This window comes from Clostridia bacterium, from assembly GCA_028698525.1.
Lineage (GTDB): Bacteria > Bacillota > Clostridia > JAQVDB01 > JAQVDB01 > JAQVDB01.
Window position 1 is genome coordinate 1 of the sequence record JAQVDB010000050.1, and the last position, 15,584, is coordinate 15,584.

The following is a 15,584-nucleotide window of genomic DNA, read 5'->3' on the forward strand; positions in this document are numbered from 1 at the left end:
TGATTTGTGGGTTTTTTATCGCTTAATAGATGATAAGGTTTTAATCCTACTATTTGACTATCCTCTAAGTATTTTTCTGCTTCTTTCCTGGTCATATGAGGAGATATCAGTATAAGGCCTTTGCTAGTTGTCTGCCCTTTTAACTGCTCTATCAAATAATCATTGCATTTTTGCACGTCACAGCAGGATGATATCATTGGAAAGAAAAGCCCTCCCATCAAGTTTGAGCCTTGAGTAAATTTGCTCACATTTTCCTTCCAAACATCTAATGTAATCTCTTCCCCTATTTTGCTGTAAAAGTTGTCGTGATCTAAGTTTAAATCTGATACCCTTACCAGATGTGCATGAATATCAAAAACCTGGTCCGGTATAAAATCATTTAACCCCTCAATAATTTTTTGATCATACTCATTAAAGTCCCAATTTTCTAACATGTTATAGCCTCCCTTATATTTTTAAGTTAAATTTAATAGTATCAGTCCCAAGTAAAACCCTATTAGGGCATTGTCAACATGATCTCCTAATTATTAAATTAGGTTTGAATATCTTCTCAACTTTGCTGTAGTGTTCATGTTCAATCATATTCATAATCATTTTAGCAGCTGCTTCTCCTATCAATCTGGATGGGTATTCTATAGTAGTCAGCGGAGGATTCATATACTCTGAAAATAAAAGGTTGTTGAATCCAACAAAAGCAATATCTTCAGGAACCCTTATTCCTCTCATTGAAAAATAGGAATTGATTTTGTATATAATATAATCATTTGAAAAAATAGCGCCTATATCATCAACCATGTCATCCAGCGCTTGCTTTATAGATTTAAAATCAAAATCATCATAATTATCAATATCCAGTATCCTTTTATCCGATACTTTAAATCCTTTTTCTGAAAGTGCTTTTTTATATCCATCAAATAATTGCTTACCTACGTTATTGCCCAGGCTCCCAATATAGAGAATATCTTTTCTCCCTCTCTCCAGCAAATGGTTTGTAGCCATATACCCTGCCTGCTCATTATCCAGACATACAAATCCCCCATTAACTGTATCTATACGCCTGTTAATAAATACCGTAGGTGTATCCTTCAAAATCTGTTTTATCAATCCCACATCATATTCACCAGAAGTAGGAGGACAAATTATAAGTCCATCTGTCTCAAGTTCAGTCAAACCTTTTAGCGATGTATATAGCTTTATCTCATCATCGAATATGCTGTATGGCACTATATAATAATTTGATTTTAGAGAATTTTGAATCCCTCTCAATATATCTGCCTCTACGTCATACGCCTTGTTGATGTCAAACAAAACTACACCGATATTCTTGTTCTCATTGTTTTTATACTTGCTCAAATCCCCGATAAATGTTCCCCTTCCATGCTCTGAATATAAAAGACCTTCTCTAACCAAACTGGATACCACTGCGCTGACTGTAACGTTGCTCAATCCATGTTTCCTTGATAGCTCTCTTATAGAATAAAACCTATCCCCATACTTATACTCGCTGCTCAATATTTCTGCTTTTAAAAAATCGTAAAATCTGTCGGTTTTTGATTGTCTTTCATATCTGAAATCCACTATCTATTGCTCCTTTTTTATTTTTTAAACTGTTAAAGTGTTCTTAACAGTTTAGTTGTATACTTCTACATTTCTTTTGAAAAACCTTCTAATATTTAATTTTTTAATATTCCCTTGAATCTTTATAGCATAGTAAAAATGGATAAAGGCACCATATATAAATATACGATACCTTTATTTGTAATTTTAATATGCATACTAAATTATCTTCCACCACTTTTATTTGCCCACATGGCAGGATTAATCAGTTCTAACGGACTGTCTTTAAATGCATCCGATATTTCATCTTTCAAATCCTTTTCAAGCGGAGGAGAGTTTAACAGCTTTGCATTGTTTTCTACTTGTTCAGGTGTTTCACATCCTATAACCAGACTATCTATCTCTTTTAAATCTCTTATATAAATAAGTGCCAAATCTATGGGTGTACACCCTGCTTTTTGAGCAAGCTCTCCCAATCTTTTTAAAGGTTTTTTAGCTATTTCCAGATATGGAGGTACTTCATCCGGGTTCATGGCAAATAATCCTTGTAAAAAAACACTTCTACAAAAAACTATCATCCCCGATTTATCTAACTCGTTTAATAAGCCTGTTTTTATAAGTCTGTGGTCAAAGATATTTATAGGAATTTGAATAGCATCAAAAACACCCATTTTCAAAACTAATTCAACATCCTCAGGAGTATATACTGAGACGCCTATATTTTTTATCTTGCCTTCTGCCTTTAATTTTTGCATGGATTCAGTTATAGCTCCATCAAAAGCTTTTACATAGTCTGCATTATGCATTAAACATACAGGAATGCTTTCCATCTTTAATCTATTAAGGGAACTATCCACGCTCTGTGCAACTTGATTTTCTATGTCACTATACCCAATATTCCCATCGCCTTCTACATGGGATATCTTTGTAACAACTGTAGCATCTTTGATAGCTGAGCACTTATTGGAAAAAAACTCACCTAATATTTGCTCAGAATTTCCGTAAGAAGGAGCAGTATCCAGACTTATCACTCCGTGATCAACAGCAGTTTTTAATACATCAAAAGATTGCTCCTTGCTCAATCTTCCTATTTTATTTGCAACACCGTAATCATAACCCAGCTGTGCTGTACCTAGTGTGAACTTTGATATATCCACACCTTTCTTTTTGCCGACGTACATGTAATTTCCCCTTTCTTTCAATTAGATTTTATCTAATAATAAATATATAATTATACATTTTTATAGTCTTGATACTATTCCCTAAAAATTAAATATATGCTCCGCTATCTATTTTTACTACTTCACCAGTTATAAGACTGGCTTTTTCCGAACCTAAAAAAGCTACCAGATAAGCGATGTCCTCTGGGTCTGCAAGACGCTTTATGGCACTTTCTTCCCTACATAATTTACGTACCAGCTCAGGTGTATTCTCTATTTGTGCATCTGTCTCTATATAGCCAGGTGCAACTGCATTTACACTTATATTAAATCTCCCCAGCTCTTTAGCTATACACTTTGTAAAACCGACTACACCCATCTTGGCCGCACTATATGCTGGTTGTCCTTCTCTTCCTCTCAGTCCATTTATAGAACTTATGTTTACTATCGAACCTCTCTGTTGGCCTATAAAATAATCCACCACCGCACGCGTATAATTAAATGTACTCTTTAGCGTCAATTCTATTACTCTGTCCCATTGTTCTTCAGTGATCCTATATATTACTTTTTCTCTTCCCCCTCCCACATTATTCACCAGAACATCTATTCTACCAAAGGTTTTTAACACATCTTCCACTACTTCCTTAGCCCTTTTAAAATCGGTGGCATCAGCTTTATAAAATTTAGCATCCACCCCTGACTTGTTCAATTCCTCTTCTATTTTTTTACCTTCCTCCACCAACACATCTGTAAAAGCAACATTATATCCCGCTTTTGCATATTCCCTACAAGTAGCTCTCCCTAGACCATTGGCACCTCCGGTAAGCAGAAGGACTTTTCTGTCTTTTTTTATGACATCTGCTTTATCAGGTTGATTTTTAGTAGCCATATTATTTGTTTTCCTCCTCTTTTTTATTTTAAATTTGAGCATAAACTAATTTTTATGTGTTCCAAGGCAAATATTTTATTTGTATTATTATATCACAATACTTCTATGTTATAAATTTTATTTATATACTTAATAAGAAAATCGATAATACACCTATCCCTATGCCCAATAGAGCCGATTTCCCAAGTTTTTCTTTAAAAAATATATTAGATGCCAATAAAACAAATATGATATTCCCTGCCTTTATTATAGGAAAAAAGAGGACTGATTCTATTTTGGCCACAACACTCATATACAAGTTGTTGGACACAACTAATATTGCCGCAGCTAGAAATGTATAAAGAAAAAATTTACCTTTAAATGAATAATCCTTTTTTTTATTGAACTTATAGTATGAACTGATTACAGCGGTAATTGCAGCAGTAGATAGATTGTATATAATCAAAAACTCTTTTGGATTGTTAGGTCTGATTACCGCATGATGTTTGGAAGTAGTAATAGCCAAGCCAGTAAAAAGGGAAGAACAAATAGCTATAATAAGCCACCTGTAATCTATCTTCTTCTTTACATCCTGCTCTCTATATGAAGTATTGCTTATAAGAATTATTGAAAATATTATCAAAACTATCCCAAAAAACTGTTTAAGACTTATAGTCTCTCCCCATACGAACATCCCCAATACTATCGGGACTATCATATTTAAATTAGAAATCAGGTTAGTCAAAGATAGAGGTCCTTTAGAAAACGCAATTATTAAAAACAAGTAACCTACAAGAAAAAGAATACCGAATAACATGCCAAAAACAATAGTTTGTTTGCTGTATTGATAGTTATAATATGGGGGTAAAATAAGCAACAGCAATACTTGAAAAGAAGAAAGTATCAAATTAAAAAAAACACTATGTAAATTGTTCTTGATATAATTTTTTTGTATTGCTTTAATGGTCACTGAATAAATTGAATTCAGCAATGACATTCCCAATAGATATATTATCATAGTATATACACCATCATCTTATTTTGTATTTATTTTGATAAAAGCTAAAAAGTATACTAAAGATATCACATCAAATATATTTGATAGGAATTGACCAGAGATATAAAGATTCAAGAGTTTCAAAAAGTTTAAAAGGGGAGAGAAAAAATCTCTCCCTAGTGACCACAGGACAATGTTCGTTTATTACAGCAATCCACATTCCTTCATACACTCTTTTACCTGTTCAAACTTTTTTACATCATACTCATAAACATAATCAGGTGCAAAGATCCCCTCATAGCCCAATATATTCATAGCATATGAGAAACCATTGAACACACCAATCTGAACAAATTTATTTCTCAACTTTAATATCTTGTCCAGTTCTTTTGAAGCCCCTTTAATGTCCCCTGCATCTAGCTTTTTATACATGACATTGGCTATGGGATGAGTACAGCTGAACATACCATCTAAGTTCCTCTTAATCCCATAATTATATGCAACATCAAAAAGGTCTAGCCCACTGTATATAACAGAAAAATCATCTCTTTTATGCGGACTTTTTGTAAGTATCTTTGCAGTAAGTAAATCTCCTGTCTTGATGCCTTCTATATTCTCATTAGTCATCAATCGTTCAGCAGTATCAGCATTTATCTTGGTCTTGGTAACAACAGGAAGATCGTAAAGATAAAGAGGATATGGAGAATAATCTGCTATCTGTGTAAAAAAGTTGTAGATTTCCTGCTGTGTTGCAGCATTATAAAATGGAGTAGTAGCAACTACACCTTGTATTTTTAGCCCCTTTAATCCATCTATTTTTTCCTTTACTCTACTAATAGAATTATCCATCACCCCGATAAGTACAGGGCATCTCCCATCAGCAGCTTCCACTGCGGCTTTAGCAACCTTCGGATGTTCAGAACTTTTAATATATGCTTCTATTCCCATAGATCCCATAACTAGTAATCCGGCTGCCCCTGCATCAATCTGATCAACAACATGCTTCTTAAGACTGGATTCTACTAAGTTCCCTTCTTTATCAAGGGGTGTACCCAGGGCAGTATAAAAACCTTCTTGCATTTATAGTCCTCCTATAATAAATCAATTTTATTATATTATACTTTATAATAGTCTGCCATCATTTCATTTTTTTAAGATTTTGTTAAATATTTTCAGAACCCATTGAAAATAATCTGTTTGCAAACTTTATTCTCTCTTCTTCATGCTCCCATAATTCTTCATGCTCAAAATTCGGATATAATTTGAACGTCTTTTTACATTTTAAGTGGTTGTATGCAGCAAAAAATGTAGAGGGTGGGCAAATCAGATCGACCAATCCCCCTGCCATGAGTACGGGACATTCTATCATATCTGAAAAATTCATCACATCAAAATAGCTCAATGTACCATACACCATTTGCTGTTTTTTATTTGAACAATCAAACAGCCTGAAATATTCAAATATCTCTCCATAAGGCCCTTGGTCAAACATTTGTACCGCTCTTTGAAAATTGCATAAAAAAGGATAGTTAGGCATACAAAGCTTTATCCTTTTATCTAAGGCCGCAGTTATCATAGCAAGAGCACCTCCCTGACTCTTGCCATATACCCCTATTCTATCTTTATCTATTTCATCCCTTGAAGACAAAAAATCCACTGCTCTTTTACAGTCCATGTACACATATTTATAATAGTATATATTCTTATCCCTTATACCTTTTGTCAGCCATCCCATAGTAGATCCTTGATCATAAACACTACCATCAATGCTTTGACCCCCTTGGCCCCTCACATCGATCGTAAAGACTGCATATCCTTGTAGCACCCACTTCAGATATTCATTTATATACTTTCTGTTTCCTCCATAACCATGAAAATGTATTAATGCCGGTAATTTTTCTCCATTCTCTGGTAAAATATAATATCCATGTATTCTTCCATTCTCAAAGCCATCATAATAAACATCATAAACGCTGACGCCCTTTACAGGGTATTTAAAATGTTTTAATTGGGCATTTAATGGCTGACTATTTGATAATCGCAAATTATTCTCCCAGAATTCTGTGAAATCCGGCTGTCTGGTAAGCTCTGGTCTATAATTCTTCAATTCTTCTAAGCTCATATCATAGTATTTAGGCATAAATATTCCTTCTTTCTAATTCCAACTAGAAACAAGTTTTGTCTCAACTACTCTATTTTGCAGTATATCCGCCATCAACAGGTATATTTGCACCGGTTATGTATTGGGATGCATCAGAAGATAAGAATACAACAATTCCCATTAAATCTGTTTCATTTGCCATCCTTCCAATCAATGTCCTATCGCTGTATCTTCTTACAAACTCATCTGGAGTAGCCTTTGTATAGAATCCGCCAGGGCTTATGCAATTACATCTCACATTATATGGACCGTAATTGCTTGCAACGAATCTGCTAAAGTTTATAATACCTCCCTTATGGAAAAAATAATCAGGTACAAAACCATTCATATCCAAGCCCTTATATAAAGTAGCATCAGGTCCAATCATTCCCTGCATAGAACCTATATTAACGATGGAACCGGAACCCTGCTTGGCCATTATATCTCCAAATGCCCTAGTTATTATAAATAAACCTGTTGCGTTAACCTGCATACTTTTAGCAAAATTAGCAGCATCATCTTCCCAATCTTTCATAGGACGTGCAACAGAGTTGTTTATCAAAACATCTATACGGCCACTTCTCTTCATTATCTCGTCTCTCAATGCGAGTATAGATTCTTCAGAGGACTGATCATATTGAAGAGCTGTTACATCATACCCATCTTTTCTTTCCTCTGCTGCCACCTCCTCTAACTTTTCTAAATTTCTCGAAGCTACATATGTTTTAGCTCCAGCTTGTGCAATAGCCTTAACTATTTGTCTTCCATATTTGCCAGCACCGCCGGTAATCAACACTACTTTTCCTTCCAAAGAAAACTTATTTAGTATACCCATACCCTTTACCTCCAAAATTCTTTGAATTATCAGCAAAACAATCAACTATGTTTTTACAGTATTCACTTAACCCAACTACGTCTGCCCCTACACTTATAAACCTATATCCCATCTCCGTCAACTGCTTAAGGTTTCCTGGACCTCCTACTGTTCCTGCAAACTTGCCGTTTTTAATAGCGACCTCAGCAACTCTCCTGCGAGTCTCATCAATTTTAGGATTATCCCATTGCCCAGGCGTACCTATTCCTTGACTAAAATCCCCGGGGCCAAAAAATATCATATCTATTCCTTTTACTTTGCCTATCTCTTCCAGTTCATCCAATGGTTCCGGATCTTCTATCTGCACAATCACAAACCTCTCTCTGTTTGCCTGTTCCAGATACTCATTAAAGTCTATGTTACAATATGCTCCATCTGCATTTCCTCCATCAACTGGTCTTCTGCCAACAGGATGAAAGCGTGTCATTCTCGCCACCCTTTTAGCATCCTCCAAGCTCATAAGATGGGGCACCATTATCCCGGAAGCATCCAATTCAAATGGCCTTATATAATCGCTATATCCTCCTCTGGATACCCTAACTAGCATATCTACATTTTGGGATTTTGCAGCCCAGACTTGCTTTTCTATAACAGACCAATCATTTGGCACATGCTCCATATCTGTCCATAGGCAATCAAAACCAGCCATGGCTGCTATCTCTACCGCCCTAGCATCTGCAAGATTTATCTTAAAGCAGCTGGCAACTTCCCCAGCACGCAGTTTCTTAAGTACCCTGCTCGGTCTCATCTTCATATCAATAATTCCCCTTTTGCTTTAAATTTAGTGAGTAGATATCTCACTTAGCTTTACTTCTCGGCCTCCCTGCTCCCTGCTCATGATACCTGCTATAATCATCTTCATCAATTCCTGGGTCTCAGAAAATGGGTAAGGCCTAACTCCAGTCTTTAGATATTCTACAAATACATCTAATTGCTTTTTAAATGAATAAAAACTGTCACTCGTCCTTGTTTGAACCGATTCAGCACTGCCACATAATTGAAGAAGCCCAAATCCTCCAAACATATCATAAATTGCTACAACGGTAAGATCAGCACCTGATGAGTGTTTGAAATGCACAATGTCTTTATCTTTAGTGCCTGTATTGCGTGCTGATACAAAACCTGGACCCATTATAGGATAAACAGCCTCTAGGGCGTGAATTCCATATCTCTCCCAAGATTTGCATGTTGTAATACTTGCATATTTGAGCTCTCCTAAATTATTTATAGATTCTTTAAATGGAATAAACTCTTTTGTATACCTCATGGAGCTTGAGCTCATTATATGTGCTCCCTGTTCTACCCATTTTGTAAATATCTTTAAATCCTTTTCGTTATCCACCATAGGCTTATCCACAAAAATGGGCAAACCCGCTTCTACAAAAGGTCTACACCTATCTACATGCTCATAACCGATATCAGTTGCGATTATAACCGCATCTACCTCTCCAATAACATCTTCAGGTCTTTCAACAACGTTAGGGATCAACGAAGCCTTAGAAACTTTTTTTGCATCTTCAGGATTGTCAGTCCAAATATGCGTAATCTTTGCGCCATCGATTCTCAAGTTCTCTTTAGGCTCCTTTGCCAAATATTGTGGAATTACAGGAAATGGACATTTCTTCATTTCTTCTGGATCAAATCCGTTGAACATCGCACTCCAAGAATATGGATGACCATTACCATCCACCATTCCCAGCATAGCTATATTCATTTCTTTTTTTCCGATACCCTTCCAAGAAGCGCTCATTTGTCACTACTTCCTTTCATAAGTTTATTTGTCATATAATAATATATCATGAAATAAGCTGACCTTCAAACATAACTTTTTTAATATTTATATCTTTGTCTATTATTAATAGGTTGGCTAATTTCCCTTTTTCTATGCTGCCTACTTTATTCTCGATCCCTATTGCTCTCGCAGGGTTCAAGGATGCTATTTTAAAAGCCTCCACAATACTAATGCCTGTATGGTGCATCATATTTCTCACTGCATAATCCATCGTAAGTTTGCTGCCGGATAATTCGCCTTGTTCATTTATATTCAGATCATTCATATTTTCAACTATTTCTTTGCCGTTTACATCTATATATCTGAACTTTTCCATGCCCGAATCATCTGTGGCATCTGTTACAATAATAATCCTATCCATCCCTTTAACTTTATATAACAATTTCAACATCAGCGGCCTTACATGTACACCTGCAGAATCAGGGATCACTTCGGCATATATATCATCACACAGCATGACCGCTTGATCCAATCCAACTTCTTTAGTACCCTCGTATCTGCTGGGATGAGGAGTAACACCTGTTGCATTTGTACAATGACAAGCTACCTTAAAACCTCTTTGGGGTAAATCAAGCAATTTACAAGCTTCTAACTCTGAATGGCCTACAGAAAGTGTTATGCCTGTACTACAAACAGTATCAATAAACTGGTCTGCACCTTCTACTTCAGGAGCACATGTCCATAATTTTATATACTTACCTGCCATCTGAATTATTTTATTATATTCTTCAGGGTCGGGTTTCCTCGCGTTAGCAGAATCTGCCCCATACTTTGGATTTATGTATGGACCCTCTAAATGTATGCCCTCTATATTAGACGGTTTGTTTTCCATAAATCTAATGACTTTCTCTAATCCTTGCAATGTCTCTTTTTTTGATAGATTATATGCAATAGTAGCAAGGACACTGGTTGTACCATGTACTAAATGCGCATTTGCAAACGCTTCAGGGTTATCATTACACCGCCATCCTCCCCCTCCATGGCAGTGAATATCTACAAATCCCGGGACGATATAGTTCTCTCTAACATCTATAACCTGGGTATTTTCAGTTTTTTGTATATCCTTTCTGTTTCCACAGTGTTTTATAATACTCCCTTGTACAACTACTGTCCCTTCTTCTATAACCTCGTCAGGCATCACTAATTTTCCGTTTATAATAATATTAGAATCCATTTGTTTCTCCTTTTTTAAAGAATATTTACCGACAATTAAAGTAGATCATTCAATTCTTTTAACATATGGTCTACTTTTTCTCTGTCTATTATAAAGTCCGAGTATCCATCAATCGAAACAGCGTAAAAATAACGATCCTGAGGTATATAAGAAACTGTTACCTGACGTTTTTCTCCTTCTTCATTTAAACGGTATATTGTTTCCACTTCAGGCTGCTCTGTTGTATCATCCTCATTTACAGCATCTACCGTCAATCCTATCAATATTTGATAAAAATCCTTAAATTTATCTTCTTTCACTGGTTTTCCATCTATCTTGTAGGTTTTTTTATCTTGCTCTTCTGATTCAGACCCTTCAATTGAAAGTACATGAGTTTCGCTTTTTTGTTTTATTTCTACCTTATCCACTAAGTCTATATTTATTATGAATGCAAATTTGTCCATCAAGTCGAAGGGTTTGTAATCAAAAACCTCTAATATATCACTATCTATGGTACACACTAAATCTTTATCAGCTGATTTGACAAATACACTGTCCTCATCCTTGTTGTCCCCGATCAAAAGATGCAACTGCTCTGAATCATCGGTCCCCAGCATTATCTGTTTTGCATCATCTGTTATCCCATATTGTTGCAAATCGTTTTCACAGGAAACAAACTCCTTTACTTGAATATTTGAGACAATACTTGCAAGTTCAGATATCTTTTGCACATCTCCATCACGCTGATATGGATTAATCATTTTCCAACTGCCCAAACCCTTGCTTGCCAACTGCTCATCTTTTTGTTCTTGGCTCTTAAGCTCGATTATTTTTCCTTCATCACCTTTTATTTTTATATAGTTGATCTGGCCCTCCTCTGCAAAAAACAATTGCCTATCACGCATATCATCCAAGGTAACCAATGCATTGCTGGCAAAATACTTATCAACTATATAGATAGAGTTAGAGTCCTCCTCTTTGAAGTAATACCCATCTCCCGATGGTATGGTATCTCCAATATAAAATTTCTTGATTTCATGGTCTTTTAATCTTATTGTAATGACAGCTGTTGCCGGGTCCAGTCCAAATTCCTGTAAATCATCTACCTGATCCTGAACAACGGATACAGCATGGATACTGGCAAAGCTTGCAGCAGTAGAATTTACCTTGTTCTGGTCAAGCTCTACATCAGCATCTACAGACCAATCTTGGCCTTGGTTTTTGAATGTCAGAGATATATCATCCCTTTTTATTTCAATGTGGGATATTTGCTCTTGTTCAGTAATGAATATTTCGTTTTCATCAGTTTGTTTAGACTGCTGTTCATCAGGGGATCTTTTAGTAAAATAATACGTACCTACAAGTATTGCCAACACTGCTAACAAGGCAATTATATTTTTATAGGTTTTCATAGGTGACGCCTCCTTAACCAAACTATAAGCCCTGCTATTAATATTATCAGAGGTATTATCCCTATGGAAATTATAGAGCTTATTATAGCCTGTATCCAAGTTATATCGAGTCTGTCTGAAACAAGGCTTTTTGCTCTGATAGATATTCTTTCCTCTCTACCCTCCAACCAGTTAAGAGTATTCATAAACAAATCCGTATTCCCCGATATACCGAAAAACTCATCAGTGATAAATACTCCGTTGCCGCATACCACTATCCTTGCATCTTTTTTATCCTGCTGACCTGATTCATCCACGGCTGCCACACATATATTGAAGGGACCCTCAACATCACTTGCTTCTTTTTCCAAGCTTTCAGCTGTCTTTAAATCTGCCTTTGCCCAAGATTTATCGGAAGAAGCTAATATAGCAGATATATCAAGATCTTTCTTCCTTCTGTCAAGGATCTCTACATTGGCTGAACCCGGAAGAATGACGTTCATATCATTTGAAATTAATTTATTAGTTATTTCATGACCCTTAATTTCCGGTGCAATCCACATAGGGTTACCTGTATGTCTGCTGCTGTCCCCCTCAAGGATCAGTTGCCCGCCAATTTTTAGTCCAAATCCCTTCAGTACCTCTTGAAAATTAGCAAGATCTTCATCTACTATATCCAATAAAAACAAAGCTCTTCCCCCTTCTCGGAGATAATTTATCATTTTGTCCGTTTCTTGGTCTGATAAATCTTTTTTGGGGGATACTACCAATATCATATCAGCATCTTGTGGCACCGAATCCATTGTAACCAGGTCTAAATGCTTTATCTGATAATTTTCGTTCTTCATTTCCTGAGACACTCTCATAGAATCTATATCAGTCTCATTATGTCCCTTTAGAAGATATACAATTGATTCTTGGTCTGACATAACATACATTATGGCAGAGGTAACTTTCTGCTCAACATTAAGTTCGCTAACCTGCATAGTGGCAGAATCATAATTTACCAGTTCACCAGGATTTATAATTCTATGCTTATCTCCGCTCTCGATTATAATAGCTCCTTCAGGTATGCCTTGGCCATCTTTGTCATACTTTTTTACAAATCCTGGGTTCTTATTAGGGTCTTTAAATTCCACTTTTATCTTGTCAGACAGTGAAGAATATTTAGATACTATCTGTTGTATTACACCATTCTCCTCCCCTTGGGAATACAAAGGATATATATTTACATCCTTTTCTAAATTCTCAACTACTTCTATAGTCTGATCAGAAAGAGAATATAATTTATTTTGTGTGAGATCCCACTTCACAGATGTCTGTTCTGCAATCAGATTTATAAATATCAATATGGCAACCACAACTAGGATGGTAATCATCGAACTGGTTCCGTATTTAAACCTTTTGCTATTAAATATGCCTCTTTTCATGGTGAACCCCCCTCTACGCCCATCTTTTTCTTTCAATTACCTTTACGGTAAGAAATATAAAAAATATAATAAAACTTATATAGTACACTATATTTGCAAGGCTCAATATCCCCATAGTAAATTCACTATATCTTCTAAATAATGAGATAGCGTCTATTATCTTTATTACAACTGCGTTATTAGTAAAGCTTTTAATAAAATCTATCACCCATAACAGCAAAGATACGCAAAATGTCACCACTGCAGCGATTATCTGGTTCTCGGTAAGAGAGGAAATAAGCAATCCTACAGATATAAAGCATCCACCTAACAAAAAAAATCCCAAGTAACCTCCCCATATCTCTGCCCAGGCTATTTCTCCATATATAGAGAGTATAAAAGGATATATCATAGTGATTAAAATCGTAAGCGTAAACACAGTTAAAGCAGCTAAATATTTGCTTATAACTATCCAACCGATCTTCAAAGGACTAGTTATAAGCAGCTGGTCTGTATTGTTCTTGCTTTCTTCAGCAATAAGCCTCATTGTAAGTATAGGAACAATAAAAAGAAATATAAATGTGATGCTGGATAAAACGTTATTGAAAAAAGGATTGGCCTGTAAAAGATTAGTCACTGAAAAAAAATAACCTGATACTATCAGAAAAAACCCCATGAATATATAACCGATAGGAGTCAAATAATACTCCATCAATTCCCTTTTATAAACGGCCCACATAATTATAATTCCCCCTCTTCCCGTGTGGTAAGCTTCAAAAATATTTCTTCCAAAGTTAAATTTAACGGATTGAGCTTTAGTATTGGAAATCTCTTTTCACTCATCTGATAAAAAAGTTGTCTTCTTATATCCTTTTGTTTGTCACTTTCCACAATTAAATCTATGCATCCGTCATCATATTTATTTATAACCTCTACCTGAATAACACCTTCTATAGACTTAATATTTTCTACTACCTGTTCTTCAGGCCCTTCTATCCTCATATCCAATCTGCTGCTATTTCCTAGCATGGACGATAAGTTTTGAGGAGTATCTGTAGCTACAAGCTTTCCCTGATCGATTATTATTACTCTCTCACAAACAGCACTTATTTCAGGTAGTATATGAGAACTCAATATAACAGTATGTTCTTTGCCCAACTGCTTAATAAGGTTTCTGATCTCAATTATTTGCTTGGGATCAAGCCCTACAGTAGGTTCATCCAATATCAATACTTTGGGTTGTCCTATCAAGGCCTGAGCAAAACCAACTCTCTGTTTATAACCTTTAGAGAGATTTTTTATAAGTCTCTTGTTTACCTCCCCTATCTTTAATAGCTCCAAAACTCTATCAATCTGTGATTTTTGGTCATTTAAAGCAACTCCTTTTATCTGGGATACAAATTTGAGGTACTCCTCTACAGTCATATCCATATATAGAGGCGGTTTTTCCGGCAGATAACCTATTGATTTTTTTACTTCTAAAGGATTTTCTACAACATCGAACCCATCAAGCTTTACATCTCCCTCAGTACAAGAAATATATCCTGTAATGATATTCATAATAGTTGTTTTTCCCGCCCCGTTGGGTCCCAAAAATCCTAATACTTCACCTTGTTTTACATGAAAACTCACATTATCAACAGCTGTATGATTCCCATATTTTTTAGTAAGATTGCTTACGTTTATCAAAGACTTACCCCCCTTTTCATGTAGGTATTGAATAAATATTTGACATTGATCATATTTTAAAATTTATTGAACAAACATTATAACTTTTAGATACTAATTATAGAGTGAATTTATGACCAATCTATGACCAACTTTTGACTATTTCAATACTCATCATCCATTCACTATATTTATAGGATCGCCCTCTATATATCTCTTTACATTTTCAGTAACAGCATCAATAAGCCGTATTCTTGCTTCACGAGTAGCCCATGCTATTCTTCCACTGTTTAAAGCATCTGCAACATCTTGCTCTACTATCACATCTCCCCTTGAGGTATTTATCAAAAATGCTACCTGCTGACCTATCCTCCCAAAACCGACAACGCCTATGGTTTTCCTGCTAATTCAATCAAAGGTGTCTTCCAAAAACAAAAGTCCTCGCTTTTTACCCATTCTCCATCATGGACTGCATGGCTGTGCAATTTAACATGATGGCATAATTCCAATATAAAAGCAAATACAAGCTGTGCTACAGAATTAGTGCTATATGCAGGCACATTTGTAACAATAAT

The 15,584-nt window shown here is 35.6% G+C and carries 15 protein-coding genes and 1 pseudogene; all 16 read right to left on the bottom strand.

The genetic code is table 11. The features are described 5' to 3' along the window. Nucleotides 1–434: class III aminotransferase (locus tag PHP06_08150; GenBank protein MDD3840531.1), on the bottom strand; the 434-nt coding region annotated here is incomplete at its 3' end. Nucleotides 435–507: 73 nt separating this feature from the next. Next, nucleotides 508–1,578, bottom strand: a complete 1,071-nt coding sequence (locus PHP06_08155) for a GntR family transcriptional regulator (protein MDD3840532.1) — start codon at nucleotides 1,576–1,578, stop codon at nucleotides 508–510. 203 nt (nucleotides 1,579–1,781) lie between these two features. Beyond that, entirely contained in the window at nucleotides 1,782–2,738 is a 957-nt protein-coding gene (locus tag PHP06_08160; GenBank protein ID MDD3840533.1) for an aldo/keto reductase, read from the bottom strand. A gap of 88 nt (nucleotides 2,739–2,826) precedes the next feature. Beyond that, the gene (locus PHP06_08165) at nucleotides 2,827–3,606 is read right to left on the bottom strand and encodes an SDR family NAD(P)-dependent oxidoreductase (protein ID MDD3840534.1); all 780 of its coding nucleotides are present in this window, start codon (nucleotides 3,604–3,606) and stop codon (nucleotides 2,827–2,829) included. Between the two features lie 121 nt (nucleotides 3,607–3,727). Further along, nucleotides 3,728–4,603 carry an EamA family transporter gene (locus PHP06_08170; protein MDD3840535.1) on the bottom strand — a complete coding sequence of 292 codons (876 nt, stop codon included), beginning with the start codon at nucleotides 4,601–4,603 and terminating at the stop codon, nucleotides 3,728–3,730. A 183-nt stretch (nucleotides 4,604–4,786) separates the two neighbouring features. Further along, on the bottom strand, nucleotides 4,787–5,662 hold the full coding sequence (locus tag PHP06_08175) for a dihydrodipicolinate synthase family protein (protein MDD3840536.1): 876 nt from the start codon (nucleotides 5,660–5,662) through the stop codon (nucleotides 4,787–4,789). 82 nt (nucleotides 5,663–5,744) lie between these two features. Further along, complete coding sequence (locus PHP06_08180) at nucleotides 5,745–6,722, bottom strand: acetylxylan esterase (GenBank protein ID MDD3840537.1); 978 nt, start codon at nucleotides 6,720–6,722, stop codon at nucleotides 5,745–5,747. Nucleotides 6,723–6,774: 52 nt separating this feature from the next. Next, nucleotides 6,775–7,557, bottom strand: a complete 783-nt coding sequence (locus tag PHP06_08185; protein ID MDD3840538.1) for an SDR family oxidoreductase — start codon at nucleotides 7,555–7,557, stop codon at nucleotides 6,775–6,777. Continuing rightward, entirely contained in the window at nucleotides 7,541–8,350 is an 810-nt protein-coding gene (locus PHP06_08190) for an aldolase/citrate lyase family protein (protein MDD3840539.1), read from the bottom strand. The genes PHP06_08185 and PHP06_08190 overlap by 17 nt, the downstream gene beginning before the upstream one ends. 27 nt (nucleotides 8,351–8,377) lie before the next feature. Further along, nucleotides 8,378–9,346 (bottom strand): Gfo/Idh/MocA family oxidoreductase, encoded by a 969-nt coding sequence (locus PHP06_08195; GenBank protein ID MDD3840540.1) that lies wholly within the window; start codon nucleotides 9,344–9,346, stop codon nucleotides 8,378–8,380. Nucleotides 9,347–9,392: 46 nt separating this feature from the next. Continuing rightward, on the bottom strand, nucleotides 9,393–10,562 hold the full coding sequence (nagA, locus tag PHP06_08200; protein MDD3840541.1) for an N-acetylglucosamine-6-phosphate deacetylase: 1,170 nt from the start codon (nucleotides 10,560–10,562) through the stop codon (nucleotides 9,393–9,395). A gap of 35 nt (nucleotides 10,563–10,597) precedes the next feature. Beyond that, nucleotides 10,598–11,953, bottom strand: coding sequence for a DUF4340 domain-containing protein (locus tag PHP06_08205; GenBank protein ID MDD3840542.1), 1,356 nt, complete (start codon nucleotides 11,951–11,953; stop codon nucleotides 10,598–10,600). Continuing rightward, nucleotides 11,950–13,362 carry a GldG family protein gene (locus PHP06_08210; protein ID MDD3840543.1) on the bottom strand — a complete coding sequence of 471 codons (1,413 nt, stop codon included), beginning with the start codon at nucleotides 13,360–13,362 and terminating at the stop codon, nucleotides 11,950–11,952. The genes PHP06_08205 and PHP06_08210 overlap by 4 nt, the downstream gene beginning before the upstream one ends. Before the next feature lie 13 nt (nucleotides 13,363–13,375). Further along, nucleotides 13,376–14,080, bottom strand: a complete 705-nt coding sequence (locus PHP06_08215) for an ABC-2 transporter permease (GenBank protein MDD3840544.1) — start codon at nucleotides 14,078–14,080, stop codon at nucleotides 13,376–13,378. 2 nt (nucleotides 14,081–14,082) lie between these two features. Further along, nucleotides 14,083–15,030, bottom strand: coding sequence for an ATP-binding cassette domain-containing protein (locus tag PHP06_08220; GenBank protein ID MDD3840545.1), 948 nt, complete (start codon nucleotides 15,028–15,030; stop codon nucleotides 14,083–14,085). 153 nt (nucleotides 15,031–15,183) lie between these two features. Beyond that, nucleotides 15,184–15,584, bottom strand: a pseudogene (locus PHP06_08225) (NAD(P)-dependent oxidoreductase).

What these genes read in the sequence shown, in the direction of transcription:
- PHP06_08215 (MDD3840544.1), bottom strand. Translation starts at nt 14,080, where the DNA reads ATGTGGGCCGTTTATAAAAGGGAATTGATGGAGTATTATTTGACTCCT.
- PHP06_08185 (MDD3840538.1), bottom strand. Translation starts at nt 7,557, where the DNA reads ATGGGTATACTAAATAAGTTTTCTTTGGAAGGAAAAGTAGTGTTGATT.
- PHP06_08180 (MDD3840537.1), bottom strand. Translation starts at nt 6,722, where the DNA reads ATGCCTAAATACTATGATATGAGCTTAGAAGAATTGAAGAATTATAGA.
- PHP06_08160 (MDD3840533.1), bottom strand. Translation starts at nt 2,738, where the DNA reads ATGTACGTCGGCAAAAAGAAAGGTGTGGATATATCAAAGTTCACACTA.
- PHP06_08175 (MDD3840536.1), bottom strand. Translation starts at nt 5,662, where the DNA reads ATGCAAGAAGGTTTTTATACTGCCCTGGGTACACCCCTTGATAAAGAA.
- nagA (MDD3840541.1), bottom strand. Translation starts at nt 10,562, where the DNA reads ATGGATTCTAATATTATTATAAACGGAAAATTAGTGATGCCTGACGAG.
- PHP06_08210 (MDD3840543.1), bottom strand. Translation starts at nt 13,362, where the DNA reads ATGAAAAGAGGCATATTTAATAGCAAAAGGTTTAAATACGGAACCAGT.
- PHP06_08205 (MDD3840542.1), bottom strand. Translation starts at nt 11,953, where the DNA reads ATGAAAACCTATAAAAATATAATTGCCTTGTTAGCAGTGTTGGCAATA.
- PHP06_08195 (MDD3840540.1), bottom strand. Translation starts at nt 9,346, where the DNA reads ATGAGCGCTTCTTGGAAGGGTATCGGAAAAAAAGAAATGAATATAGCT.
- PHP06_08165 (MDD3840534.1), bottom strand. Translation starts at nt 3,606, where the DNA reads ATGGCTACTAAAAATCAACCTGATAAAGCAGATGTCATAAAAAAAGAC.
- PHP06_08170 (MDD3840535.1), bottom strand. Translation starts at nt 4,603, where the DNA reads ATGATAATATATCTATTGGGAATGTCATTGCTGAATTCAATTTATTCA.
- PHP06_08190 (MDD3840539.1), bottom strand. Translation starts at nt 8,350, where the DNA reads ATGAAGATGAGACCGAGCAGGGTACTTAAGAAACTGCGTGCTGGGGAA.